Annotated in this window: 15 protein-coding genes; 9 read left to right on the top strand and 6 right to left on the bottom strand. The window is 57.5% G+C overall.

Annotated features, from left to right (window positions below; translation table 11 throughout):
* Positions 1 to 171 precede the first annotated feature (171 nt).
* A complete protein-coding gene (wbaP, locus tag ACX8ZY_RS07360) occupies positions 172 to 1,605 on the bottom strand; it encodes an undecaprenyl-phosphate galactose phosphotransferase WbaP (RefSeq protein ID WP_459260908.1) in 1,434 nt (477 codons plus the stop codon).
* A gap of 795 nt (positions 1,606 to 2,400) precedes the next feature.
* On the opposite strand from wbaP, the gene ACX8ZY_RS07355 reads away from it, so the two are divergent.
* Positions 2,401 to 3,972: a TerC family protein gene (locus ACX8ZY_RS07355; RefSeq protein ID WP_010248151.1), complete on the top strand. Its 1,572-nt coding sequence runs from the start codon at positions 2,401 to 2,403 to the stop codon at positions 3,970 to 3,972.
* A 30-nt stretch (positions 3,973 to 4,002) separates the two neighbouring features.
* Here the strand turns inward: ACX8ZY_RS07355 and asmA are convergent, their stop codons facing one another.
* From asmA to udk, 3 genes are all read right to left on the bottom strand, one after another.
* Positions 4,003 to 5,826, bottom strand: coding sequence for an outer membrane assembly protein AsmA (asmA, locus tag ACX8ZY_RS07350; protein ID WP_158131556.1), 1,824 nt, complete (start codon positions 5,824 to 5,826; stop codon positions 4,003 to 4,005).
* A 12-nt stretch (positions 5,827 to 5,838) separates the two neighbouring features.
* On the bottom strand, positions 5,839 to 6,420 hold the full coding sequence (gene dcd, locus ACX8ZY_RS07345; RefSeq protein WP_004571280.1) for a dCTP deaminase: 582 nt from the start codon (positions 6,418 to 6,420) through the stop codon (positions 5,839 to 5,841).
* 81 nt (positions 6,421 to 6,501) lie between these two features.
* A complete protein-coding gene (udk, locus tag ACX8ZY_RS07340) occupies positions 6,502 to 7,143 on the bottom strand; it encodes a uridine kinase (protein ID WP_010670982.1) in 642 nt (213 codons plus the stop codon).
* Positions 7,144 to 7,426: 283 nt separating this feature from the next.
* Between udk and ACX8ZY_RS07335 the strand changes: the two genes are divergently transcribed.
* From ACX8ZY_RS07335 to yegD, 3 genes are all read left to right on the top strand, one after another.
* A complete protein-coding gene (locus ACX8ZY_RS07335) occupies positions 7,427 to 8,041 on the top strand; it encodes a phosphatase PAP2 family protein (RefSeq protein WP_010248160.1) in 615 nt (204 codons plus the stop codon).
* A 163-nt stretch (positions 8,042 to 8,204) separates the two neighbouring features.
* On the top strand, positions 8,205 to 11,540 hold the full coding sequence (locus ACX8ZY_RS07330; RefSeq protein WP_158131555.1) for a diguanylate cyclase: 3,336 nt from the start codon (positions 8,205 to 8,207) through the stop codon (positions 11,538 to 11,540).
* 75 nt (positions 11,541 to 11,615) lie between these two features.
* The gene (gene yegD / locus ACX8ZY_RS07325) at positions 11,616 to 12,968 is read left to right on the top strand and encodes a molecular chaperone (protein WP_033788265.1); all 1,353 of its coding nucleotides are present in this window, start codon (positions 11,616 to 11,618) and stop codon (positions 12,966 to 12,968) included.
* A 371-nt stretch (positions 12,969 to 13,339) separates the two neighbouring features.
* Here yegD and ACX8ZY_RS07320 read toward each other — a convergent pair whose 3' ends face one another.
* Positions 13,340 to 14,683, bottom strand: coding sequence for a carbohydrate porin (locus ACX8ZY_RS07320; RefSeq protein WP_199267443.1), 1,344 nt, complete (start codon positions 14,681 to 14,683; stop codon positions 13,340 to 13,342).
* A gap of 209 nt (positions 14,684 to 14,892) precedes the next feature.
* On the bottom strand, positions 14,893 to 15,852 hold the full coding sequence (locus ACX8ZY_RS07315) for an aldo/keto reductase (protein ID WP_010670985.1): 960 nt from the start codon (positions 15,850 to 15,852) through the stop codon (positions 14,893 to 14,895).
* 240 nt (positions 15,853 to 16,092) lie between these two features.
* On the opposite strand from ACX8ZY_RS07315, the gene ACX8ZY_RS07310 reads away from it, so the two are divergent.
* From ACX8ZY_RS07310 to baeS, 5 genes are read left to right on the top strand one after another with little or no spacing between them, the layout of a single operon-like run.
* Positions 16,093 to 17,331: an MdtA/MuxA family multidrug efflux RND transporter periplasmic adaptor subunit gene (locus ACX8ZY_RS07310; protein WP_010248177.1), complete on the top strand. Its 1,239-nt coding sequence runs from the start codon at positions 16,093 to 16,095 to the stop codon at positions 17,329 to 17,331.
* Complete coding sequence (locus ACX8ZY_RS07305) at positions 17,331 to 20,453, top strand: MdtB/MuxB family multidrug efflux RND transporter permease subunit (protein ID WP_031592107.1); 3,123 nt, start codon at positions 17,331 to 17,333, stop codon at positions 20,451 to 20,453. The genes ACX8ZY_RS07310 and ACX8ZY_RS07305 overlap by 1 nt, the downstream gene beginning before the upstream one ends.
* Complete coding sequence (mdtC, locus tag ACX8ZY_RS07300; protein ID WP_158131554.1) at positions 20,450 to 23,524, top strand: multidrug efflux RND transporter permease subunit MdtC; 3,075 nt, start codon at positions 20,450 to 20,452, stop codon at positions 23,522 to 23,524. The genes ACX8ZY_RS07305 and mdtC overlap by 4 nt, the downstream gene beginning before the upstream one ends.
* Before the next feature lie 52 nt (positions 23,525 to 23,576).
* Positions 23,577 to 24,983: a multidrug transporter subunit MdtD gene (mdtD, locus tag ACX8ZY_RS07295; RefSeq protein WP_459260901.1), complete on the top strand. Its 1,407-nt coding sequence runs from the start codon at positions 23,577 to 23,579 to the stop codon at positions 24,981 to 24,983.
* The gene (gene baeS, locus ACX8ZY_RS07290) at positions 24,980 to 26,368 is read left to right on the top strand and encodes an envelope stress sensor histidine kinase BaeS (protein WP_033758415.1); all 1,389 of its coding nucleotides are present in this window, start codon (positions 24,980 to 24,982) and stop codon (positions 26,366 to 26,368) included. Before mdtD ends, baeS begins: the two co-directional genes overlap by 4 nt.
* Positions 26,369 to 26,373 lie beyond the last annotated feature (5 nt).

Genomic DNA, 26,373 nt, shown 5'->3' with positions numbered 1-26,373 from the left:
CTCCACTTGTTATAAGTAGCGGCCATCTACCAGGGTGTACCCTGAACGCCACGCATCATAGCGGACTATGGATGCACAGCGATATCCCTGATGATGGCCACTATCAACGACACGCCTGACAACGGCAAAACACCTCTGAGCGCGCATTAACGCGCTCATTCCGACTCACGATTAATAGGCACCATCGCGTTTCAACACCACGCCCACTGTTTTAAACAGAATCGCGATGTCGTTCCACAGTGACCAGTTTTTCACGTACCACGAGTCGAAATAGACGCGGGTTTCATAGTCAACATCATTACGACCGCTGACCTGCCACAATCCCGTCATGCCTGGCTTTGCCATCAGGTAATAATCAACATCACCGGCATAACGACAGAGTTCATCTTCAATGACCGGACGCGGTCCGACCAGACTCATATCACCGCGCACCACGTTCCAGAGCTGAGGGAGCTCATCGAGGCTTGTTTTACGGATGAAGTGGCCCACTTTAGTAATACGTGGATCATTTTTGAGTTTGAAATCTTTATCCCATTCCGCACGGGCAATCGGATCAGTGCGCAGCACCTCTTCCAGCACTTCTTTTGAATTAATGACCATCGAGCGGAATTTCAGGCATTTGAATTTACGGCCATTCATTCCCACACGCTCGTGACCATAAATCGGTGGTCCACCGTCACGACCCACCAGGAAGCCCAGTACCAGCAGCGCTGGCATCAGCATCAGGATAATCGAGAGCGCACCCACGATATCGAATGCCCGCTTCAGGAAGCGCGACGTGCGTTTAGCGAGGTTGTTCTGAACCCGCAGGATCATCACTTCATGGCTGAAGATATAGGCCATGTCGGTACCGTAGAGCGGTACACCACGCAGGGTTGGGATCACTGACACTGAACGGCAGTTGTGCATCGCCAGCGATTTAAGCCAGACATCACGGTACTGACTCTGCTCATACTCAACGGCAACGATAAACTGCGTTTCGCTGTTGGTGAGGCTCCAGAGTTCTTGCTCGTCGCGCTGCACCGGCACGCCGTTCATGATCTCCTGCGGACAGGTTCCATCAACGTCATAGAAGGCGATAACGTCAAAACCCATGACCTCTTCGCTTTGCAGTGCCTGCCAGGCTTCGTGCGCATTTTTGCTGCTGCCGATAATAATGGTCTGTTTTTTCCACAAGCCATTTTTATTCAGCAGACGTTTAGAAAGCGCGCGGCAGGTCGGAATTAAAATCAGCGCCAGGATCCAGGTCAGTAACCAGACGAAACGCGACATCTGCCACTGCGACAGGGCGGTAATCGACAGGTCGATAACAGAAAATATAAGAATGGTACGAAAAACTTCTTTTAATTCGAACCAGAAAGGTTTGCGGTAAGTGTAGTGACGCAGCCTTACCCAGAACCAGCCAATACAAATTACCGACAGACAAATGTGTGTGGCAATTTTTAAATTCATTTCTTTTTCAGAAATATCTGCCAGCGGCGAATCTGACTGCAAATTAATTAGCATCATCGCCAAAAAGAACGCTGCGTTGAAACAAATTAAGTCTGAACATGCCAGCATTAATTTGGTAATAAGACTTTTAAACGTAAATTCTGTATCGCGCATATTTAACTCTTTATTTTATTTCCTTAAACCCGCAACGGCTATCGCCTGTTTAATCATTAAGCGACGAAACCTCTCCAGAGTGAGCCGTTTCTAAGGGGAGCTCCTGCGGCGTTTACGCCAATGATCTTAACCATGAAACCAATAATATCGTGATGAATACCAACAGATTACTCTGACTTAACCACCGCCAGCGCTGCTCACTTTATCAACAAAAACGCGATTCGGGCACGCTACCGCCCTTGGCTGTCGCTGCCAATATCGCTGTCATCATTCATAATGCTCCCCGTAATGTGTTAGCGTTACCGCAACGCATCATACAGACGTTCACAGGCGAATTACTCATTCGTGACATTGCGATTAATGTCGAATAGGTACGCAGATTACGACTCTGGGGCAGAGTTTGCTAACTTGTTGCTATACTAGTTATTACTGGCTTGTTTACAAGCAGGTCCCGCCATCCCTGGACTATTTTAGGAAAAAGACTACCAGCAATTAGTATTGAGGCCTGACGGGCAGTGCAATCCTTTCTTCACAATTCGGATTAATGCCATACTCCCGATGAGATAAATCGCATAAGCCCGACAGGTGAATATCTCTTTCCTGTCAGCCAATGACTAAGAATTATCTCTACTGCGCCCTGTGAAGTTAATCAAAGCGTCACACTATTATGTTCATATTTTGCACGATATAGCGCGGTTATCTGAGAACATGCCCCCTGCCCTGCCATTTGTACGTGGCTTCGCACTCCACTATCATCAGAGAAAACTCAATTTAAGACATTCAGGTGAACAACGCATGCTGGAGGTAATTGCAGATCCCTCGCTATGGGCGGGATTAGTAACGCTAATCGTTCTGGAACTGGTTTTAGGCATCGACAATCTGATCTTCATCGCCATCCTGGTGGAGAAGCTTCCAGGGCCGCTTCGCGACCGCGCGCGCGTGATTGGACTGCTGCTGGCGTTATTGTGCCGATTATTGCTGCTGGCATCGCTTTCCTGGCTGGTTACGCTGAAAGAACCCTGGATTACGCTTATGGGCCACCCCTTCAGTGCGCGCGATTTACTGTTGCTGACAGGCGGGATTTTCCTGCTATTTAAAGCCACCACAGAGTTGAATGAGCGTCTTGAAGGGGATGATGAGGCGTCCGGTCAACAAAAAGGCGGCGCTAAATTCTGGCCGGTGGTGGCGCAAATCGTGGTGCTGGATGCCATCTTCTCGCTGGATGCGGTGATTACTGCCGTCGGCATGGTTAATGACTTACCGGTCATGATGATTGCGGTCACCATCGCCATTCTGCTGATGCTGCTCGCCAGCAAGCCGTTAACCCGCTTCGTGAACAACCATCCGACGATTGTGATCCTCTGCTTAAGCTTTCTGCTGATGATCGGCTTCAGCCTGGTGGCGGAAGGCTTTGGTTTTGTGATTCCCAAAGGCTACCTCTATGCGGCAATCGGCTTCTCGGTGGTGATTGAGGCACTGAACCAGCTGGCGCACTTTAATCGTCGTCGGGTGCTGTCGGCCGGTCGTCCACTACGCCAGCGTACGGCGGAAGCGGTGTTACGCCTGCTGCGCGGCGCGGCAGAACCGGCGGAGCTGGATGCGAAAACTTCCTCACTGATTGCTGACAGCGATGACAGCATGCTGTTTAACCGGCAGGAACGGGTGATGATTGCCCGCGTACTGGGCATGGGTCAGCGCCACATTAACAGCATCATGACCTCGCGCCACGACGTCGAACATATCGATCTCAGTGATGATCCGGCAGAGATAATGTCGCGCCTCGACCGCAACCAGCACACGCGAATACTGATCACGGATCACTCCAGCGAACCGCTGGGCGTAGTTCACGTTATCGATCTGCTGCACCAGTCACTGCACCACAATTCCCTGGATTTACGCGCCCTGATTCGACAGCCGCTGGTCTTTCCTGAGCGGCTGACGGTGCTGCAGGCGCTGGAACAGTTTCGTCAGGCCCATACTCACTTCGCCTTTGTGGTCGATGAGTTTGGTTCGGTGGAAGGCGTGGTGACGCTGAGCGATGTAATGGAGACCATCGCCGGCAATCTGCCGAATGAGGCGGGTGAAATCGATGCTCGCTACGATATTCAGATTCAGGATGAAGGTCACTGGATTGCTAACGGTCATATGCCGCTGGAAGATCTGGCGCTCTATGTGAAATTGCCGCTCGATGAGCAGGGTGACTATCATACGCTGGCGGGATTACTGATGGATAAGCTGCAACACATCCCTCAGGAAGGCGAAGTGTTGCAACTGGGTGACTATCTTCTGCGAACGCTGCAGGTCGAAAATCATCGGGTGCAGAAAGTCGAGATCCTGCTGCAGCCCGATATCAGTTACGAGGTCTGAGCAATTAGCTGGCTGAAGGAAATGCGCCCGTTACGGGCGCATGATTTTCTTCAGGTTCTCTTTATTCTCGCCCTCTTTCTGGCGATCGATCCACTGATTCAGCCGTGATTTCGCCTCACTCTGCAACCGGTTACGCAGAACGTCATCCACCGGCAGAGAGTATTGCAGGCTGTCCCAGCGACCATACATGCGCAGCGGAACCGGCTGACTGGAGAGCGCTTTCACCAGCGCATCATCGCCACGCCAGCCGCTGATTTTCAGCCCCAGGGTCATATCCAGCTGTTGCTGCACCATGTCAACTTTGCCCGCGCCCTGCAAGCCCAGATTCTGGCCGTTGCCATTGATATCGCTGAAGCTGAGTACGCCCTTATTCAGCGCCACCTGTGCGCTAATCGACTCAATCCCCTCATCCACCGCCTGATCGCTGCTGACCTTATCGCTGACCCGCGCCACGGCACGCTGCACCATCTGCTGCAGATTCAGCTGTGCCAGCTTCAGGTTGCTGGCGCTGATGGTCGCCCTGCCCTGCCAGCGACGTTTGGCTGCTTCGACCGTCAGCGTATCACCCGACAGGTCGCCATCCAGACTCAGATTCCCCTGCACGCTTTCCGGCAGTTCAAACGCTTTAAGCAGCGGCTGAATCGCAATTAACCGGAGTTGGGGTTTAAGGCTGACCCGCGTCTCTGGCTGACGGATATCGATACTGCCGGGAATGGAGAAACTGCCATTGCCCAGCTTGCCGCTGAGCGTCTTCAGCGTCATCACTCCCTGCTGATTGCTGGCGTTCACCGAAAGACTGGTCAGAGAGAGTCCGCGCCATACCGCATTGTCAGCCTGTAACTTCAGCGCCAGATCCAGGTCATTCAGCGGAGAGTCGGCGTTGCTGCGTTCCCGCGGCGCAGCAATCACCGGCGAACGGGCTACGGTGGCGTGCTGCACGCCAGGTGCGTCAGAGACGGGCGCACTGGTGAGTAAATTATCGACGTTAAGGTTGCTGGCTTTCAGATCCAGCGCCAGCTGCTGCGGTGGCGCAATATGGCCACTGCCCTGCCCGGTCAGGGTGCTGTCATTGGCGGTGAGCTGCAGATTACTGAAGGAGAGCTGCTGGCGGTCACCATCCCACTCGCCCTGCAGGCTCAGCGAGCCTTTGATCCCCTGTGCCGGAATATCGGCGCCGGACAACGTGTAATCAAGCTGCTGCAACTGGCCGCTGAGGCGATGGGGATATTGCGCGGCATCCAGCTGGCCTTTGAGATTCAGTGTGGCGTTGCGCTGGTTGCGCATCAGCGTGGTGCTCAGCGACAGCGTCGCCAGCTTGTTCGCGTCCTGTTCCATATTAATGTTGAGGTCGCGGAAATTATACTCGTCGCCGCCTGGCTGCTGCCAGATCAACAGACTGTCTGCTACCCGCAGTTTAGCGATATCGAATGACCAGCCGCTGGAAGGCGAAGCCGGCTCCGCATCACGCGGACCCTGGGGCGCATTTCTGGCACGCTGCGCGCGGCTATCTGGCGTCACCCGCACTATCGCATTTTTCAGCATCACCTGGCTGACGCTGAGCTGATGGGATAACAGTGGCCAGAGATCAACATCCAGCCGCATGTTTTCCGCCGAGACCATCGGCTGGCTGGCGCCCGGCGCGGTAAGACTCATCCGGCCGGCCAGAATGCTGAGCTGAGGCCAGACGTGCCAGCGCAGATCGCTGCTGACCTCAAGGCGATAACCACTGCGTTGTTCGACCTGCTGCACCATATAGGCACGAAAGTCGTTGGGATTGACCAGCAGCACCAGCGCGCTCATTCCCGTTACGACCACCACTAACAGGATGGCCAGCGTGGTTATCACTCTTTTCATTACATCCTCAGATCAGTCTTTGTCGATACGGCTGGCATCAGCGCCCTGCTGACCGCGATATTTCGCATCTTCACGCCGGTTGTAGGGACGCGCAGCCGGGCCTGAAAGCGGTTCAAAACTCAGCGCGCCGATCAACATGCCGGGACGCAGAGCCAGCGGCAGTTTACCTGAATTGTAGAACTCCAGCACGATACGGCCCTGCCAGCCAGGATCGATGCGGTGAGCCGTAACGTGTACCATCAACCCAAGTCGCGCCAGCGATGAACGGCCATCCAGCCAGCCGACCAGATCGTCAGGCAGCGTCACGGACTCCAGCGTCACCGCCAGCGCCAGCTCTCCCGGATGGAGGAAAAAGGCTTCGCCATCAGGCAATACGATCTCATCGCTCATGACCCGATCCAGTGCCGCGCTCACTTCCTGTTTCGGGCCGCTCAGATCGATAAAGGCCGCGGTATGACCGCTGAAGGTGCGGAACTGATTACCCAGACGCACATCGACGGTGGCTCCGTTAATGCGCTCGACCGGCGGGCGTGGCTCAATGGCCAGTTTGCCATTGTCCAGCCAGGCTTCAATATCGCGATCGCATAATCTCATTGCGGTAACTCCATGGCATAAGTGTAGCAAACCGGCATGCTTGCCTGCCGCCGGTCTGCACCACGTCCGGACGGACGTGTGTTATTCAAAAAACTGGTTGATTTTCGCCTTGAGGATATCGATGGCGATACGGTTTTTTCCGCCGCGCGGCACAATGATATCGGCGTACTGTTTTGATGGCTCGATAAACTGCAGGAACATCGGACGCACGGTCTTCTGATACTGACTCATTACCGAATCCATTGAGCGGCCACGCTCATTGACGTCACGTTTCATACGACGCATCAGACAGATGTCGAGCGGCGTGTCCACGAAGATAGAGAAGTTGAGTTCCTGGCGCAGACGGGCATCGGTTAACAGCAGAATGCCTTCAAGGATGATGACCTTTTTTGCGCTCAGATGATGCGTTTGCTGGGTGCGGGTGTGCTCAACGTAGCTGTAGACCGGCAGCTCAATATCCTGACCAGCTTTAACCGCCTGCAGATGCTGCAACAGCAAATCATGATCCATCGCGCTCGGATGGTCATAATTGGTTTTAACCCTCTCTTCCATGGTGAGGTGACTTTGATCTTTGTAATAAGCATCTTCCGGGATGACCCCGATGTGCTCGCCACCTACCTGATCACGGATTTCACGATAGAGCGTGCTGGCAATTAAACTTTTACCGGATGCGGAAGCGCCGGCAATGCCTACAATCACGCACTGATGAGACTTGTCAGTCATACTTTTTTAAGACCTGATAACTGGAGCCTGCCACTGGTCACACATTACGCGGGCAGCGGACGGGCCGAAATGGAGAGGGTGTGTTCGCGCTAAGTATAGGGATTTCGGCCTTTTGATGCCAGAGAAATGGCGTCGACGACTTTTCAGACTTTCTCCTTTGGACGCCACTCATTTCACCGATAAACTAGCGGCACACCATACTATAAAAAAAATGGCCTGCGCGGCGCGCTGTTCAGACAACGCGTGTCGCTAACGTGACGACCGAAGATGCATCAGGAGTGGTATGCACTGGAAGACTTTGACCTATTTTGGCGACAGCATGCTGTTGATTCCAACAGCCGTGATTATTGCGCTGATTTTGCCGTGGAAGAGTGATAATCGTCATACGGTCTTTTACTGGATTGTGGCATTTGGCCTGGCTGGCCTGACCGTCAGCATCTCTAAAATTCTGTTTCTGGGGTTTGGCATCGGCAGCGCCCGCTTTAATTTTACCGGTTTCAGCGGTCATAGTGCCATGTCCGCCACGCTGTGGCCGGTCATGCTGTGGCTGATTTCCGGGCGCTGGTCCGCGATGTGGCGCATTGCGGCGATTGGGGTTGGCTATCTGATTCCCCTGATGGTCGGTTTCTCCCGCCTGGTCATCCACGCACACTCAAAAAGTGAGGTGGTCACCGGGCTGCTGCTGGGCTTCACGCTGAGCACGGCGTTTCTGATATCCCAGCGTCGCACCTCGCTCAAAGGCTTCAGCTGGCCGCAGGTCGGTGCTGCGCTGTTAGTGCCGTTTGTATTGATGAGTCACGGTCGTGTCGCCACCACGCAGCAGTTCCTGGAGCGTTTCGCCGCCAGCCTTGCGGGCATGGAGAAACCCTATACCCGCGCCGATCTTTTCCGCCAGTAATCAACGTGCTGGCAATCAATCTTAGCGTGCCCGTCAATTCGCCGAATAACGGGCAATATTGATTTCACCCCTTTTTTCTTTGCCGGATGTGCTAGCATGCAGTGAGAGAATGACTGGTGCCTGATACGCCATTGTGGAGCGCTGCACCCTGCCGGAAGTCCGCATGACGATAGAGATCCTGTCCCCGCAAAATAGCACGCCAAACCGCTGGCTCTCGGCGCTGCTCCTTGGCTGCGTGGTGTTTGTCCTGACACTCTTCTGTCTGGAACTGATCGTCGTCAGCGGCAAAATCTCCCCGCTCTGGTTTCCGACTACGTTAATGACCGTCGTGGTTTTCCGCTGCCCGTCACGCCAGCTCCCGCTGCTGCTGACAGCCTGCGTGCTTGGCACCGCCGGGGCTAACGCCATCATCATCGGGCCTGCCCTCTCGAACATTAAATTCGCCCTGCTCAATCTTATCCAGGCCGGTGTGGGTGGCATGCTGCTGCGCGCCCTGCTGGATCGGCGCGCGCCGCTGGATTCACTGCATGACTGGGCACGGATGGTACTGTCGGTGGGCATCGTGACGCCGGTGCTCGGCGGCCTGCTGGCACTCTGGACGCTACAGGTCAGCGGCCACGCCTCGTTTCCCTTCTTTTATACCTGGGTGATCTCCGAAATCATCGGCATGCTGGTGTTAGGCCCGATGCTGTTACTGCTGCCGTGGCCGCTGCGTCGCACGGGGTTCAGCAATCTGCGCCTGGCCGAAGCTCTGCTGACGCTTCTTCTCACCCTCGGGGCCAGTTATCTGGCGCTGCGCTTTTTGCCGTGGCCCTTTACCTTTATCGTGGTGATCCTCTTCTGGTGCGCGGTCCGCCTGCCCAAGCTGCAGGCGTTCGTGCTGTTCTTCCTGAACGCCAGTTTTATCTCGATACTGCTCGCCTTTGATCTGGTCAGCGTGGTGAACAACAACAGCGCGCTGGGCCCGGTCTCCAGCTGGCTGCCGTTCCTGCTGGTGCTAATCCCCAGTCACATTATGTCGCTGGTGATGGATGCGTTCCGGCGCGAAAAGCTCCATATCACTGACAGTGAAACCCGCTTCCGTCACGCCATGGAGTACTCCGCCATCGGGATGGCGCTGGTGGCGCCCCACGGCAGCTGGTTGCAGGTCAACCGCTCGCTGTGCCAGATCCTGGGCTACCCGGCTGAGGAGCTGAAGCGGCTGACTTTTCAGCAGATCACCCATCCCGACGATCTCAGCCTCGATTTGCAACATGCGAACCGACTGCTGGCGGGTGAGATTGATACCTACACCTTTGAGAAGCGCTATTTCCGCAAAGATGGCGAGATTGTCTGGGCGCGGCTGACGGTATCGCTGGTGCGCGATGGTAACCAGGAACCGCTCTACTTTATTGCGCAGATTATCGATATCTCTGAGCTGAAGCAGAGCGAGCAGGTGAATCGCAGGCTGATGGAGCGTATTACGCTGGCCAACGAAGCGGGTGGCATTGGCGTATGGGAGTGGAACCTGCTGACCGGCGAGATGTTATGGGACAAGCGCATGTACGCGCTGTTTGGTCTTGCCCCGCATGAGTCACCCAGCTATGACCTCTGGATCCATCTGCTGCATCCCGCCGATCGCGAGTATGCCGCACTGACGGTGCAACAGGCGATTGAGCTTCGCAGCGCGTTTCACATGGAGTACCGCGTGGTCGATGACCAGGGACATCGCTGGGTGCGCACTCAGGCCAACCGGCTGCTGAGTAAAGAAGGCCGCATTGAGCGTATGCTGGGCATCTGTCAGGACATCACGCCGCTACGCAATCTTAACGAGGCGCTGTTTCAGGAGAAAGAGCGCATGGCGATCACCCTGGATTCGATCGGCGAAGCGGTCATCAGCACCGATAAAGAGATGCGCGTTGCCTTTATGAACCCGGTGGCGGAGAAAATGAGTGGCTGGTCGCAGGAGCAGGCCGCCGGTCAGCCGCTGAGTGAGCTGCTGCATATCACGCAGGGACGTAACGGCCCTGAGGTAGAGAGTTTGCTGTTATGCCAGCTGCCGCCGGAAAAAGTCACCCCCGGTCTCGCTGAAGATCTGGTGCTGCATACCCCGGACGGCGGCCATATCGATATTCACTACAGCATCACGCCGCTGCGTTCGGAAGCGGGTCTGGAACAGGGGGCGGTGATGGTCATTCAGGATGTGAGTGAGTCACGCAAACTGATGAAGCGCCTGAGCTACAGCGCGCTGCATGACACCCTGACCCGTCTGCCTAACCGCGCCAGCTTCGAACTTCAGCTTAAGCGTCTGCTGTTTGATGCCGCTGAACATCAGCATCAGCACGTGCTGGTGTTTATCGACCTTGATAAGTTTAAAGCGGTCAATGACAGCGCCGGGCATGCTGCAGGCGATGCGTTACTGCGCGAACTCTCCGATCTGATGCAGCACCCTCTGCGCAGCAGCGATTTCCTTGCGCGACTGGGCGGTGATGAGTTTGCACTACTGATGCCCGATTGCGATATCGGACAGGCACATGATGTGGTGCAGCGCATTGTCGCCGCGGTAAATGATTACCGGTTCCAGTGGCTGGGACGCCTTTATCAGGTCGGTGCCAGCGCGGGCGTGACGCAGATTTCAGCAGAAAACTGTCAGAGCAGCGACGTGCTTTCGCAGGCGGACATCGCCTGTTACAACGCCAAACGCAGCGGGCGCGGACGGCTGGTGGTCTACGAACAGCATCGCTTACCGCTGTCGGGCAACCATCAGGGTATGGATGCGGCGATGATTGATGCGCTGCAGATCGAACTGCCCGCCTGGGCCGTTGCGCCGCCAAAAACGCCGCAGGCCGCCTTTATCTGGCTGCTTGAGGTGCAGCTGTTAACCGCTGACGGATTGCTGCTGGATGAGACACTGCTGCGCAATAACCTGCCTGATGAAACGCTGCGTCGCCGGCTGGATAATAATATTCTTGAGGCTTTTTTCCGCCACGACGTGCAGCGGCTCAATAACAAAGGCATTCCGGTGATTCTGCCGCTCAATGCTCAGGTGCTGAGTGATGTCGCTTTTGTGCAGCAACTCTGTCAGCGCTTTGTCGCCGCCGGTCTCTCCAGCAGCGGCTGTGGTTTTGCTTTCCCTGCCGCCAGCGTGCTGAGCCAGGGCGATCAGCTCTATGCCGCGCTGCTGCAACTGCGGCAGTGCGGCTGCCGCATCGTATTGCAGCATTTTGGCCGTAATCTGGATGCCTTCAATCTGCTGAGTGACGAGGTGGTCGATTATCTGGTGCTGGCGCCTGAACTGGTTGCCAACGTTCACAATAACCTGATGGATGAGATGCTGCTGACCATCATTCAGGGCCAGGCCACACAGCGCAATATCTCGGTGCTGGCCGGTCCGGTTTCGGTACCGGCCCTGCTCAGCACCCTGGCTAACCTTGATGTTAACGGCGTCTGGGGCAGTGCCGTGGCGGAGCGCCAGCCGTTACGTTCACTGGCTGAAGATCACATCTTCGCTATTCGTTAATTCCGGCGCTGCCCGCTTGCCACCCTGCTGAAGCTGCGCTAAAGTCGCCCCCTTTTTTCCGGCATGGGGGCGAAAATGTTCATAGGATTCGATTACGGCACGGCTAACTGCTCTATTGCAGTCAGCGAAAATGGCACGCCACGTCTGTTAACGCTGGAAAATGATCAGCGCCTGCTGCCGTCGATGATTTGTGCGCCGACCCGCGAGTCGATCAGCGAATGGCTCTATCGTCATCATCAGGTCGCGACACCTGACAGCGAAACCACGGCGCTGCTGCAGCGGGCGCTGCGATATAACCGCGAAGAAGATATCGATGTCCAGCCCAATAGCGTGCAGTTTGGCCTCACCGCGCTGCAGCACTATATGGTCGATCCCGAAGATGTCTGGTTCGTTAAATCCCCCAAATCGTTCCTCGGTGCTACTGGCCTGAAGCCACAGCAGATTGCCCTGTTTGAAGATCTGGTCTGCGCCATGATGCTGCACATCCGCAAGCAGGGTGAAAGCCAGCTTGATCAGGTTATCGATCAGGCGGTGATCGGACGCCCGGTCAACTTCCAGGGTTTAGGCAGTGAAGAGTCTAACCAGCAGGCTGAAGGTATTTTGCTGCGCGCCGCCCACCGCGCCGGTTTCCGCGACGTAGAGTTCCAGTTCGAACCGGTGGCGGCCGGACTCGATTTCGAAGCCACGCTGCAGCAGGAGACGCGGGTACTGGTGGTGGATATTGGCGGTGGTACTACCGACTGCTCAATGTTGCTGATGGGGCCGAAGTGGCGTGATAAAGCTGACCGCCGTGAAAGCCTGCTGGGCCACAGCGGTTGCCGTGTCGGCGGTAACGACCTGGACATCATGCTGACGTTTAAGACCCTGATGCCGCTACTCGGTCTGGGCGGTAACACCCAGAAAGGCACCGCCCTGCCTGCGCTGCCGTGGTGGAATGCGATCGCCATCAATGATGTTCCGGCACAAAGTGACTTTTACAGTCCCGCCTGCGGAAAGTGGCTGCGGGATTTAGTGCGTGATGCGGAACAGGGTGACGTAGTGGCTCGCCTGCTGAAAGTGTGGCAGCAGAAGCTCAGTTATCGCCTGGTGCGCGCAGCGGAAGAGAGCAAGATTGCGCTGTCAGCCAGCCCGGCGCATACCGCTTCCCTGGACTTTATTGCCGCCGCATTAGAGACAGAGATTGGCGTGGATCAGCTGCAGGACGCCATCAGTCAGCCGCTGGAGAAAATTCTGGAACAGGTGCAGCTGGCATTAGCCACCAGCCAGATTAAGCCTGATGTGATTTACCTGACCGGCGGCAGTGCGCGTTCGCCGTTGCTGCGCGCGGCGTTGCAGCAGACGCTGCCGGATACACCGATTGCGGGTGGCGATGATTTCGCCTCCGTCACCGCAGGGCTGGCCCGCTGGGCGGAAGTTATGTTCCGCTAGGCTTGCACTGCAATAACAAAGACGGCACCTGAGGGTGTAATGCCAGTCAGTTAAGCGACAGGTGATAACGCAGTCTGGTGCCGGGCCCCGGCCTGCTCTGAAGCTTGAGTGCATGTTGTCAGAAAGGGCACGAGAGTGGAGGCCTGAGCGCCTCTGCTGCTGAAAGGGCTATCCGCAGCGCTGAGGCGTGACGCCGGGCCAGAAGTCCACGCCGGGAAGCGTGGACAGTTCGGGGCCGGCCAGAGAGGGCCGATCCCCGAACGGTTCGTCGGCACGACGTCAAAGCCGAAGGTACCGCGTGAGCGGCGCGAGGACGGCCCGGCAGCAGCAGAGGTGCTCAGGCCCGTACTGCGGCTCGCTCGCCCGGAAAATCAGAAGGCAATATTGGCGCTGATACCGCCGATAAACGCATCTTTCACTTCACTGACTGCGCCAGGGGCAACCACATACTGCAGGTTAGGACGCAGTGACATCCAGTTAGTTACTTTAGCGTTGTAGTAAACCTCATAGTTGTACTCTGAACCTTCCTGAATCGGCAGATAGGTCGGGCTGTCAAAGCGGCTCTCGCCATTAGCCTGATTCTGCTGACGCAGTGAGCGGGTATAGTCGCTGTTCACATGAATACGTGACGCGCCCACGCCGATCTCATCCTGAGGACGGGCATCAAACGGTCCTGTCCAGGTAAACGCAATAGACTGATAGTTGTCGGTCTTTGAGGTCTTGTGATCGTTCATCACCGCCTGCACCCGCACACCCAGACCGCGATTCACATCGCCATCCTGCGCGGTCAGCTGTTGCTGTAACAGCAGATAGCCGCCATAGGAATGGGCCTGATCCTGATAGCCGCCGTTGCGCCAGCTGCCATAAACATCGCCATCCACCGAGGAATAGTAATAGCCGATGCGGTAGTTACCCGGTAATTTCTCCGGCCCGAAGGTTGGCTTCCAGCCCAGTTCGACCGGCACCAGATTCCCTTCTGAATTGCTGGTATCCAGACGGAAACCATCACCGCGATCGTAGTTAGCGCTGTTCTGATTATAGAAACCGACCTGGAAGAAAACGTCCGGCGTGATATTGAATTTCACCCGGCCGCCCCACTGCGAGACCGGCCAGTTAAACCAGCGATCGCCGCGCCAGTTACCCGCCTGCCCGCTACCCAGCGCCAGGTTCTGGAACAGATTGCCATCGAAGTTATCGAAGTCTTCCCCTACCGTCACCCGCCCGGCTTTCACATCGACCACATCGTTAAACAATCCTTTGCGTAACCAGAACTGGGTCAGACGCCAGGTCTGGCCGCGACCGTAAACCTCCTGCACCGAGGAGAGCATACCGGTGCGTTGATCCGCGACCTGTTCAGAAAGATTCTGTCCGTTACGACTGGTCACGGTCATCTGGAACTCGGCATCCTGCCAGTCCAGCAGCTTCTGCAGATCGAAATTGGTGCCAAACGACCACTGATCGCTGTAGCGCATGGTGGTATTGGTATCTGCCCCGCCGACTAAATTCGCGGCGCTTTCCATGGTGTAGTTAACGTCAAACTTAATGCCGTCGTCCTGCAGCTGCGTTCGGTACCCGCCCCAGTCACCAAACATCCATTCGGAGTCCGGGCTCAGGGCGTCAGCGGCCAACGCCTGCGCGGAAAACATGGCCAGGATTAGGGTGCCGGTTGCCACACGGCGCAGCGGGAAACGCTGCTCTGCTTTTCTGTTTTTCATCTTGCTTATTCTTATGTAAGTTACGGAAAATGACGCGCAGAGGATAGTGCTGGATAACCTCTGTTTTTTGTAAATACGTGCGCATAATTACCCGTAACATCCGTTTATTAACGCATTTGTGATCGGGATCGCTGATTGGTTATTCTCTGGGCGGGGTGCCAATTTTTTGACAGGTGTAGCGTAAAAAGGGGCGCTATCGCCCCTTGTGTTTACTGGCTTGCCTGATTCAGTTGTTCAATCTGCGCCGGGGTCAGCGTCAGCTGCATCGCGCCAGTCAGATCGTCGAGCTGTTTCAGCGAGGTGGCACTGACAATCGGTGCGGTGATGCCGGGACGGGCGATCAGCCAGGCCAGCGCCACCTGCGTCGGCGTCACCTGATGCGCTTCGCTGATAGCGTCCAGTGCGTCCAGGATCCGCAAACCGCGCGGGTTAAGGTATTTATCTACGACACCCTGACCGCGCGCGCTTTTACCGGCATCCGCCGCCTCGCGGTATTTGCCACTGAGAAAGCCGCTGGCGAGTGAATAGTAGTTAATAACGCCCAGCCCCTGCGCCATCACCACCGGCTCCAGCTCCGATTCATAGGGCTGGCGGTCATAAAGATTGTATTCAGGTTGCAGGGTTTCATAGCGCGCCAGCCCCTGCGTTTCACTGACCTGCAACGCCTCCTGCAGCCGTGCCGCGCTGTAATTGGAAGCACCAATCGCCCGCACTTTGCCCTCTCTGATCAGGCTGTCAAAGGCGCTCAGGGTTTCTGCCAGCGGCGTATCCTGATCGTCGCGGTGCGCCTGGTAGAGATCGATATAGTCGGTCTGCAACCGGCGCAGTGAATCTTCAACTGCCTGACGGATATATTGCGGTTTCAGCCCGGTTTTCTCCGGCGACAATTCCATGCCGACCTTGGTTGCCAGCACGATCTGGTCGCGTTTGCCGCTTTTTTTCAGCCATTCACCCATAATGGTTTCCGATTCACCGCCTTTATTGCCCGGTGCCCAGCGGGAATAGACGTCGGCGGTATCGATAAACCACAGGCCTCGATCCACCAGCGCATCCAGCAGAGAAAAGGAGGTGGTTTGATCCACTGTCCAGCCAAACACGTTGCCGCCAAACGTCAGCAACGGCACCGCGATACCACTGTCACCCAACTGCCGGGTTTGATTCTGACTCATTTCCTGCTCCTTATTTGCCTGAAAAAACCGTCTGTCTTTCAGCATAGCAAAGTGATTTCACGGCTTTATGACGATTGTGATGCGATTAATGAAAGAACAGGCATAATTACCCCGCCCTGACAGATATCCTTATTTCCTTCAACTTCTGCCCGTCAGAGGCAGCTACACTCTGTCGTTTGCAGGCTACCCATTTGATGCCTGCGCCTGGGACTACGTCACTGCTGGAGAGCACCAACAATCATGAGCACCCGACATCCTGTTATGAAGAAAACCCTTATCGTGCTGGCCCTGATCGCCGTGGCCGCTGGCGGCTATTATGCCTGGCAGCGCCATGCCCAGCCGCAGAGCAGCAGTCAGAGTGACGCACCTGCGCCACGTGGCGGCAAAGGCGGCGGTGACGGCGCCCGTCGTCCCCTCGCGCCGGTTCAGGCCGCTACGGCCACCAGCCAGAGCGTGCCGCACTATCTGAGTGGACTGGGTACGGTGACCGCGGCTAACACGGCCACGGTGCGCAGCCGGGTCAATGGCGATCTGCTGGCAATCCACTTCACCGAAGGGCAGCAGGTAAAAGCGGGCGAGCTACTGGCAGAAGTCGACCCGCGGCCTTATCAGGTGGCGTTAACGCAGGCGCAGGGCCAGTTGGCGAAAGATCAGGCGACGCTGGCCAACGCCCGTCGTGACCTGGCGCGCTTCGAGAAGCTGGCAAAAAACTCGCTGGTGTCGCAACAGGAGCTGGATACCCAGCGCTCACTGGTCAGTGAAACGCTCGGCACGCTGAAAGCGGATGAGGGAAGCGTCGCCAGTGCGCAACTCAATCTTACCTACAGCCGGATCACCGCGCCGATTGCCGGCCGGGTCGGGCTGAAACAGGTGGACGTCGGCAACTATGTCACCAGCGGCGACACTACCGGTATCGTGGTGATCACCCAGACGCACCCGATTGATGTGGTCTTTACCCTGGCTGAGAACAGCATCAGTTCTATTCTCAAGGCGCAGAAAAGCGGTGAATCGCTGCTGGTGGAGGCCTGGGATCGCAGTAATCAGAATCTGATCGCCAGCGGCAAACTGCTGAGCCTCGATAACCAGATTGATGTCACCACCGGCACCATCAAAATCAAAGCGCGTTTTGATAATCAGGACGACACGCTGTTCCCCAATCAGTTCGTGAATGTGCGGCTGAAGGTCAACACCCTGCAGGATGCGATTGTTATCCCACCTGCCGCGCTGCAGATGGGCAACGAAGGCAACTTTGTCTGGGTGGTTAACAGCGACAACAAGGTCAGCAAGAAAAGCGTGATTGCCGGCTTGCAGGATAGCGAGAAAGTGGTGGTCAGCGCCGGTCTGGAGGCGGGTGAACGCGTCGTGACCGATGGTCTGGATCGCCTGACGGAAGGCGCAAAAGTCGAGGTGGTCGCGCCGCAGAGCAACGCACCGCGCGCTACCCGCGCCACCCTTCCGTCAAAAGGAGAGCGTGAGTAATGCAGGTCATGCCTCCCGATCACAGTGGCGGACCTTCACGCCAGTTTATCCTGCGGCCGGTCGCCACCACGCTGTTGATGATTGCGATCCTGCTGGCCGGGGTGCTGGGCTACCGCTTCCTGCCGGTCTCGGCGCTGCCGGAAGTCGACTATCCGACTATCCAGGTCGTCACGCTCTATCCGGGTGCCAGCCCGGATGTGGTCACCTCCTCCATCACCGCGCCGCTTGAGCGCCAGTTTGGTCAGATGTCTGGCCTGAAACAGATGGCGTCGCAAAGCTCCGGCGGTGCCTCGGTGGTGACGCTGCAGTTCCAGCTGACGCTGCCGCTGGATGTGGCAGAGCAGGAGGTGCAGGCTGCCATTAACTCCGCCACTAACCTGCTGCCCAACGACCTGCCTAATCCGCCGGTCTACAGCAAGGTGAATCCTGCCGATCCACCGATCATGACGCTTGCCGTCACCACGCGCAGCATGCCGCTGACGCAGGTGCAGGACATGGTGGAAACGCGGGTGGCGCAGAAAATCTCTCAGGTCAGCGGCGTCGGACTGGTGACGCTATCGGGCGGTCAGCGTCCGGCGGTGCGGGTGAAAATGAATGCGCAGGCGCTGGCTGCGCTGGGTCTGACCAGCGAAACGGTGCGGACCGCCATCAGCAATGCCAACGTAAATTCGGCCAAAGGCAGCCTGGATGGTCCGACCCGCTCAGTTACCCTGTCAGCCAATGACCAAATGAAATCAGCGGAGGATTATCGCCAGCTGATTATCAGCTACAAAAACGGCGCACCGGTGCGTCTTGGCGACGTGGCGACCATAGAACAGGGAGCAGAAAACAGCTGGCTTGGCGCCTGGGCCAACCGCGATGCAGCGATTGTGCTCAACGTTCAGCGTCAGCCTGGTGCCAATATCATCGCCACAGCAGATAATATCCGTGCCATGTTGCCCGCCCTGACCGCAGCCCTGCCGAAGTCGGTGGAGGTTAAACTGCTCACCGACCGCACCACCAATATTCGTGCTTCGGTCAACGACACGCAGTATGAGCTGATGCTGGCGATGGCGCTGGTGGTCATGATTATCTATCTGTTTCTGCGCAACGTGCCCGCCACGCTGATCCCGGCGGTTGCGGTGCCTTTGTCGCTGATCGGCACCTTCGCGGCGATGTACTTCCTCGGCTTTTCAATTAACAACCTGACGCTGATGGCGCTGACCATCGCCACCGGCTTTGTGGTCGATGATGCCATCGTGGTGATTGAGAACATCTCACGCTATATCGAGAAAGGGGAAAAGCCGCTCACCGCCGCGCTGAAAGGTGCCGGCGAGATCGGCTTTACCATCATCTCCCTCACCTTCTCGCTGATTGCGGTCCTGATCCCGCTGCTGTTTATGGGCGACGTGATCGGCCGTCTGTTCCGCGAATTTGCCGTGACGCTGGCGGTGGCGATTCTGATTTCAGCGGTGGTCTCACTGACCCTGACGCCGATGATGTGCGCCAGGATGCTGAGCGCGGAGTCGCTGCGCAAACAGAACCGCTTTTCGCGGGCCAGCGAAGCGATGTTTGATCGTATCGTGGCCGCCTATGGCCGCGGCCTGAAACGGGTACTTAATCATCCCTGGCTCACGCTGTCGGTGGCGCTTGGCACCCTGGTGCTGACGCTGGTGCTGTGGATGATCATCCCGAAAGGCTTTTTCCCGCAGCAGGACAACAGCATTATTCAGGGCACGCTGCAGGCACCGCAGTCGGTCTCCTATGCCAGCATGGCGCAGCGCACCCGCGATGTCGCCTCCATCATCATGAAAGATCCGGCAGTGGAGAGCATGACTTCGTTTGTCGGCGTGGATGGCACCAATGCCTCGCTGAACAGCGCGCGTCTGCAGATCAACCTCAAACCGCTGGATCAACGCGACGACCGCATTCCTGCCATTCAGCAGCGCCTGCAACAGCAGGTCAGTGAGGTACCGGGCGTGCAGCTGTGGCTGCAGGCGGTGCAGGATCTCACCATCGATACCCAGGCGAGCCGCACGCCCTATCAGTTCACGCTGCAATCGGGTTCACTGTCGTCGCTCAGCACCTGGGTTCCGGCGCTGCTGACCCGGCTCAGCACCCTGCCACAGCTGCGCGATGTCAGCAGTGACTGGCAGGATCAGGGACTGGAAGCCTATGTCAAAGTGGACCGCGACAGCGCCAGCCGCCTCGGCATCAGCATGGCGGATGTCGATAACGCGCTGTACAACGCTTTTGGTCAGCGGCTCATCTCCACCATTTATACTCAGGCGAACCAGTATCGGGTGGTGCTGGAGCAGGACAATAGTGCCACTCCAGGCATGGAGAGCCTGAATGCGATTCGCCTTAACAGCAGCGACGGCGGCAGCGTACCACTGAGCGCCATTGCCCGCATTGAACAGCGCAACACGCCGCTCAGCATTAATCATCTCGACCAGTTCCCGTCGGCGACCTTCTCCTTCAACGTGGCTGACGGCTATTCGCTGGAAGATGCGGTGAAAGCGGTGTCGCAGGCTGAAGCCGAGCTTGGCATGCCCGCAGAGCTGATGACGCAGTTCCAGGGCAGCACGCTGGCCTTTGAAGCGGCGCTGAGCAGCACTGTCTGGCTGATTGTGGCGGCTATTGTGGCGATGTACATCGTGCTGGGCGTGCTTTATGAGAGCTTTATTCACCCCATCACAATTCTCTCAACGCTGCCTACGGCGGGTGTCGGCGCGCTGCTGGCGCTGATGCTCAGCGGCAATGAGCTGGATATCGTAGCGATAATCGGCATCATCCTGCTGATCGGCATCGTGAAAAAGAACGCCATCATGATGATCGACTTTGCGCTGGCGGCCGAACGTGAACAGGGTATGAAGCCTGTTGATGCCATCTATCAGGCCTGCCTGCTGCGCTTCCGCCCGATTCTGATGACCACGCTGGCCGCCCTGCTCGGCGCGCTGCCGCTGATGCTCAGCACCGGCGTCGGTGCCGAACTGCGTCATCCGCTGGGGATTGCCATGGTCGGCGGGCTGATTCTGAGCCAGGTGCTGACCCTGTTTACCACCCCGGTGATCTACCTGCTGTTTGATCGACTGGCGCACGCCACCCGCCGCCGCTTTGCCCGCACGGAGGCCGCAGAGTGAAGTTCTTTGCCCTGTTCATCAACCGGCCCGTCGCCACCACGCTGCTGACGCTGGCCATCGCACTGGCGGGGATGCTGGGTTTCCGGCTGCTGCCGGTGGCGCCGCTGCCGCAGGTTGATTTTCCGGTGATCGTTATCTCGGCTTCGCTGCCGGGTGCCGCACCGGAGATCATGGCGTCGTCGGTGGCCACGCCGCTGGAGCGCTCGCTGGGACGCATCGCGGGCGTCAGTGAAATGACCTCCACCAGTTCGCTGGGCAGCACCCGCATCATTCTGGTGTTTGATTTTGATCGCGACATCAACGGAGCCGCGCGCGATGTCCAGGCCGCGATTAACGCGGCGCAAAGCCTGCTGCCTACCGGGATGCCGTCGCGCCCGACCTATCGCAAAGTGAACCCTTCAGATGCGCCGATTATGATCATGACGCTGACTTCGGATACCTATAATCCGGGTCAGCTCTACGATTACGCCTCGACCCAGCTGGCGCAGAAACTGTCACAGATTGAGGGCGTGGGCGACGTCACCGTGGGTGGCAGCTCGCTGCCTGCGGTCCGCGTGGCCCTGAATCCTCAGGCGCTGTTTAATCAGGGCGTCTCGCTGGATGCAGTGCGCACCGCCATTTCCAACGCCAATCAGCGACGGCCGCAGGGCGCACTGGATGATTCGCAGCAGCGCTGGCAGTTGCGTACCAATGACGCGCTACAGACCGCCAGTGAGTATCAGCCGCTGATAGTGCATTACAACAACGGCGCGGCGGTCAGACTGTCGGATGTGGCGACAGTCGAAGATTCAGTGCAGGACGTACGCAACGCCGGGATGTCGCGCGGTAAACCGGCGGTGCTGCTGCTGATCCGCAAAACGCCTGAAGCCAACGTCATCGATACGGTGGACCGCATCCGCGCCGAAATGCCGCTGCTGCATGAGGTGATCCCGGCCGCCATCGATCTGCAGATCGCTCAGGATCGCTCACCTACCATTCGCGCCTCGCTGCATGAGGTGGAGCAGTCGCTGGTGATCGCCGTGGCGCTGGTGATTCTGGTAGTTTTTGTTTTCCTGCGTTCGGGCCGCGCCACGCTGATCCCCGCCGTTGCGGTGCCGGTTTCGCTGATCGGCACCTTTGCCGCGATGTACCTGTGTGGCTTCAGCCTCAACAATCTGTCGCTGATGGCGCTGACCATCGCCACCGGCTTTGTGGTGGATGATGCGATTGTGGTGCTGGAGAACATTGCCCGACACGTGGAAGCGGGCATGAAGCCGCTGGCCGCCGCGCTGAAAGGGGTACGGGAAGTCGGCTTTACCGTGTTGTCGATGAGCCTGTCACTGATTGCCGTGTTCCTGCCGCTGCTGATGATCGGCGGACTGATTGGCCGCTTCTTCTCAGAATTTGCCATTACGCTGTCGGTGGCTATCGTCATCTCGCTGTTTATCTCGGTCACCCTGACGCCGGTGATGTGCGCCTATCTGCTGAAGCCGCACGCGCCGCGCAGTCAGCCGCGTCAGCGCGGCGCGGGCCGGCTGCTGATGGCGGTCCAGCAGGGCTATGGCCGCTCGCTTAGCGTGGTACTGAACCATGAGCGCTGGGTGATGGTGCTGTTTTTCGCCACCATCGTCCTGACCGGCTGGCTGTTTGTTCATATTCCGAAAACCTTTATGCCGGAGCAGGATACCGGACGACTTTCCGGTTTTATCTCTGCCGACCAGAGCATCTCGTTTCAGGCGATGCGCAGTAAACTGCAGGATTTTATGGAGATTGTCGGGGCCGATCCGGCGGTAGAGAGCGTGGTGGGCTTCACCGGCGGGATGCGTACCAACAGCGGCTCTATGTTTATCTCGCTGAAGCCGCTGTCGGAGCGGAAAGAGAGTGCAGTGGAGATTATCGCCCGCCTGCGCAATAAGCTGGCGAAAGAACCCGGGGCGAGTCTCTATCTGAATGCGGTGCAGGATCTGCGCGTCGGCGGTCGGGAATCGAATGCCGGTTATCAATATTCCCTGCTGTCGGACGACCTTAACGCCCTGCGTGAGTGGGAGCCAAAAATCCGTCAGGCGTTCTCTGCCCTGCCGCAGCTGGCGGATGTGAACTCCGATCAGCAGGATAAAGGCAGCGAAATGGCGCTGACCTATGACCGGGAAAGTATGGCGCGGCTTGGCATCGATGTCTCTCAGGCCAATGCCCTGCTGAATAACGCCTTTGGTCAGCGTCAGATCTCCACCATCTATCAGCCGCTTAACCAGTACAAAGTGGTGATGGAGGTCGATCCGCGCTACACCCAGGATATCAGCGCCCTGTCGCAGATGTTCGTGATAAACAGCGAAGGTAAAGCGATTCCGCTGTCGTGGTTTGCCCACTGGCAGCCCGCGAATGCGCCACTCTCGGTCAACCATGAAGGGCTGTCTGCCGCCTCGACCATCTCATTTAACCTGCCGGAAGGGGTGTCGCTGTCACAGGCGTCGGAGGCGATTGAACGCACCATGACCGCGATTGGCGTGCCCTCCAGCGTGCGCGGCAGCTTTGCCGGTACGGCGCAGGTGTTTCAGCAGTCGCAAAGCAATCAGCTCTGGCTGATGCTGGCGGCGATTGCAGCGGTCTATATCGTGCTGGGGATCCTTTATGAGAGCTATGTCCATCCGCTGACGATCCTCTCTACCCTGCCCTCGGCGGGTGTCGGTGCGCTGCTGGCGCTGGAACTGTTCGATACGCCCTTCAGCCTGATAGCGCTAATCGGTATTCTGCTGCTGATCGGTATCGTGAAAAAGAACGCCATTATGATGGTCGATTTTGCGCTGGAGGCAGAGCGCAACGGCCAGCTCAGCGCGCGGGAAGCGATTTTCCAGGCGTGCCTGTTGCGCTTCCGGCCGATTATGATGACGACGCTGGCGGCGCTGTTTGGCGCGCTGCCGCTGGTGCTGACCAGCGGCGACGGCGCAGAGCTGCGTCAGCCGCTGGGAATTACCATTGCCGGCGGGCTGGTGATGAGCCAGTTGCTGACGCTCTACACCACGCCGGTGGTCTATTTAATGATGGATAAATTGCGCCGTAAAAAACGCCCGCTGGCCGCCGCGCAGCAGCCGTAACAGGTATGGCGGCAGCAGGCATCGGACGTGACGCCTTTATCGGGGGGGATCGATGAGTACGCAAAGCACTAACGTCCGCTGGCAACTGTGGATTGTTGCCATCGGCTTCTTTATGCAGACGCTGGATACCACCATCGTGAATACCGCGATCCCATCGATGGCGCACGATCTGGGTGTCAGCCCGCTGCACATGCACTCGGTCATCGTCTATTACGTGCTGACGGTCGCCGTCATGCTGCCGGTCAGCGGCTGGCTGGCCGATCGTTTTGGCGTGCGCAACATTTTCTTCTGCGCCATTGTGCTGTTCAGCCTGGGATCACTGCTGTGCGCCCTCTCCGGCACCCTCGATCAGCTGGTGCTGTCGCGGGTGGTTCAGGGGATTGGCGGGGTAATGATGGTGCCGGTGGGTCGTCTGACGGTGATGAAAATCGTGCCGCGCGAGCATTATATGTCCGCCATGACGTTTGTCACTCTGCCCGGCCAGATCGGTCCGCTGCTGGGTCCGGCGCTGGGCGGTGTGCTGGTGGAGTACGCCAGCTGGCACTGGATCTTTCTGATCAATATCCCGGTCGGCATTGCAGGCGCTATCGCCACCCTGATGCTGATGCCCAACTACAGCATGCAGACGCGGCGCTTTGATTTCGGCGGTTTTATCCTGCTGGCCGCCGGAATGGCAACCCTGACGCTGGCGCTGGATGGTCAGCGCAGCAGTGGCGGCTCTCCGCTGCTGCTGGGTGCCATGATCCTCATTGGTATGTTCTCTCTGCTGTTCTACCTGATGCATGCGCGCAGCAATGATAATGCGCTGTTCAGCCTGAAGCTGTTTGATAATCGCATCTACTCCATTGGTCTGCTCGGCAGTTTTACCGGCCGCATCGGCAGCGGCATGCTGCCCTTTATGACGCCTATCTTTCTGCAGCTCGGCATGGGTTACAGCCCGTTTCACGCCGGTCTGATGATGATTCCGATGGTGCTGGGGAATATGGGGATGAAACGCATTGTGGTGCGCATCGTCAATCTTTTTGGCTACCGCAACGTGCTGGTGATGTCGACCGTGGCGCTGGCGCTGGTGGTCCTGCTGTTCCCGCTGGTGGCAATTCTGGGCTGGGTCTGGCTGCTGCCGCTGGTGCTGTTTCTGCAGGGCATGGTCAACGCCATCCGCTTCTCCTCAATGAATACCCTGACGCTGAAGGAGCTGCCTGATGAGCTGGCGTCCAGCGGCAACAGCCTGCTGTCGATGATTATGCAGCTGTCGATGAGTATCGGCGTTACCGTGGCCGGGCTGCTGCTGGGGGCATTTGCTCAGGAGAGCGCAGCGAACAGCACGGCGGAACATCAGATGTTTATTTATACCTACCTTTGCATGTCGCTGATTATCATCCTGCCCGCGCTGGTGTTCTGGCGCGTGCCGCCACAGGTGAGTACCAACGTTGATTTGCGACGCCGGAGAAATAAATGAGAGATAACCTGCGCCTGGGCATCGGTGCCAAACTGTTTATGGCGATTTTCGCCACCTGCATGCTGGTGCTGATTACCATGCACTGGGGGGTTCGCCTCAGTTTCGAGCATGGCTTTGTCGACTACATTAAGCGCGGCAACGAGCAGCGGTTAAATCTGCTCAGCGATGCCCTGGCCGATCAGTATGAGCAGCACGGCAACTGGGATTTTTTGCGCCACAACGATCGGCTGGTGTTCACCATGCTGCGCTCGCTGGAGCAGAATCCCGACAGTAACAGTCAGCTGCCGCCGCACGGCTGGCGCACCCAGTTCTGGATCCTCGATCAGCAATATAAAGTGCTGGCCGGGCCAAAATCGCCGGTGCCGCCCGAAGGCACGCGACGCAATATCACCACCAGCAATAATAAAGTGGTCGGCTGGGTCATCGGCTCGCCGCCGGAGCGGCTGACGCGCAGCACCGACATTAACTTTGATCAGCAGCAGCGCCGCACCAGCTGGATTATCGTCGGGCTGTCTACGCTGCTGGCGGCGCTGGCGACCTGGCTGATGGGGCGCGGTCTGCTGGCTCCGGTCAAACGACTGGTCGACGGCACCCATCATCTGGCGGCCGGTAATTTTGCTACCCGCGTTGAGGTCAGCAGCCGGGATGAGCTGGGCCAGCTGGCCAGGGACTTTAACCTCCTTGCCAGCTCGCTGGAGAAAAATGAGAGCATGCGCCGCGCCTTTATGGCCGATATCTCCCATGAGTTACGCACACCACTGGCGATCCTGCGCGGTGAACTGGAAGCGATGCAGGATGGAGTCCGCAAACTGACACCGGAAGCGATCGCCTCGCTGCAGAGCGAAGTGGTGGTGCTGACCAAGCTGGTCGACGATCTGCACCAGCTGTCGCTGTCCGATGAGGGCGCCCTTGCCTACCGCAAACAGGCAACCGATCTGGTGCAACTGCTGGAAGTGACGGCGGGCAGCTTTGCCGAACGCTATCGTGCACACGGGCTGACGCTGAAACTCAATCTGCCCGATAACGCCCCCTTCTTTGGCGATCCCGACCGCCTGATGCAGTTGTTCACTAATCTGCTGGAGAACAGCCTGCGCTACACCGACAGCGGGGGCCGGGTTGAAGTGACGCTGAACTATGAGGCACCCAACTGGCGCATCGAGTTTGATGACAGCGCACCGGGCGTGGATGGGGAACATCAGGCCCAGATTTTTGAGCGCTTCTTCCGCACCGAAGGCTCGCGCAATCGCGCCAGCGGTGGCTCGGGCCTGGGCCTGGCCATCTGTAAAAATATCGCTGACGCGCATGGCGGCGATATTCATGCGGCGCACTCTGATTTAGGTGGACTGAAAATCGCGCTACACTTGCGCTATGTTCCCCTTGTGTAGACGCT

This window comes from Pantoea sp. XAF26B01_ASV70 (assembly GCF_054512635.1).
The sequence above is the reverse complement of the archived record's forward strand: the minus strand, read 5'-3'. Positions and strand labels throughout refer to the sequence as shown.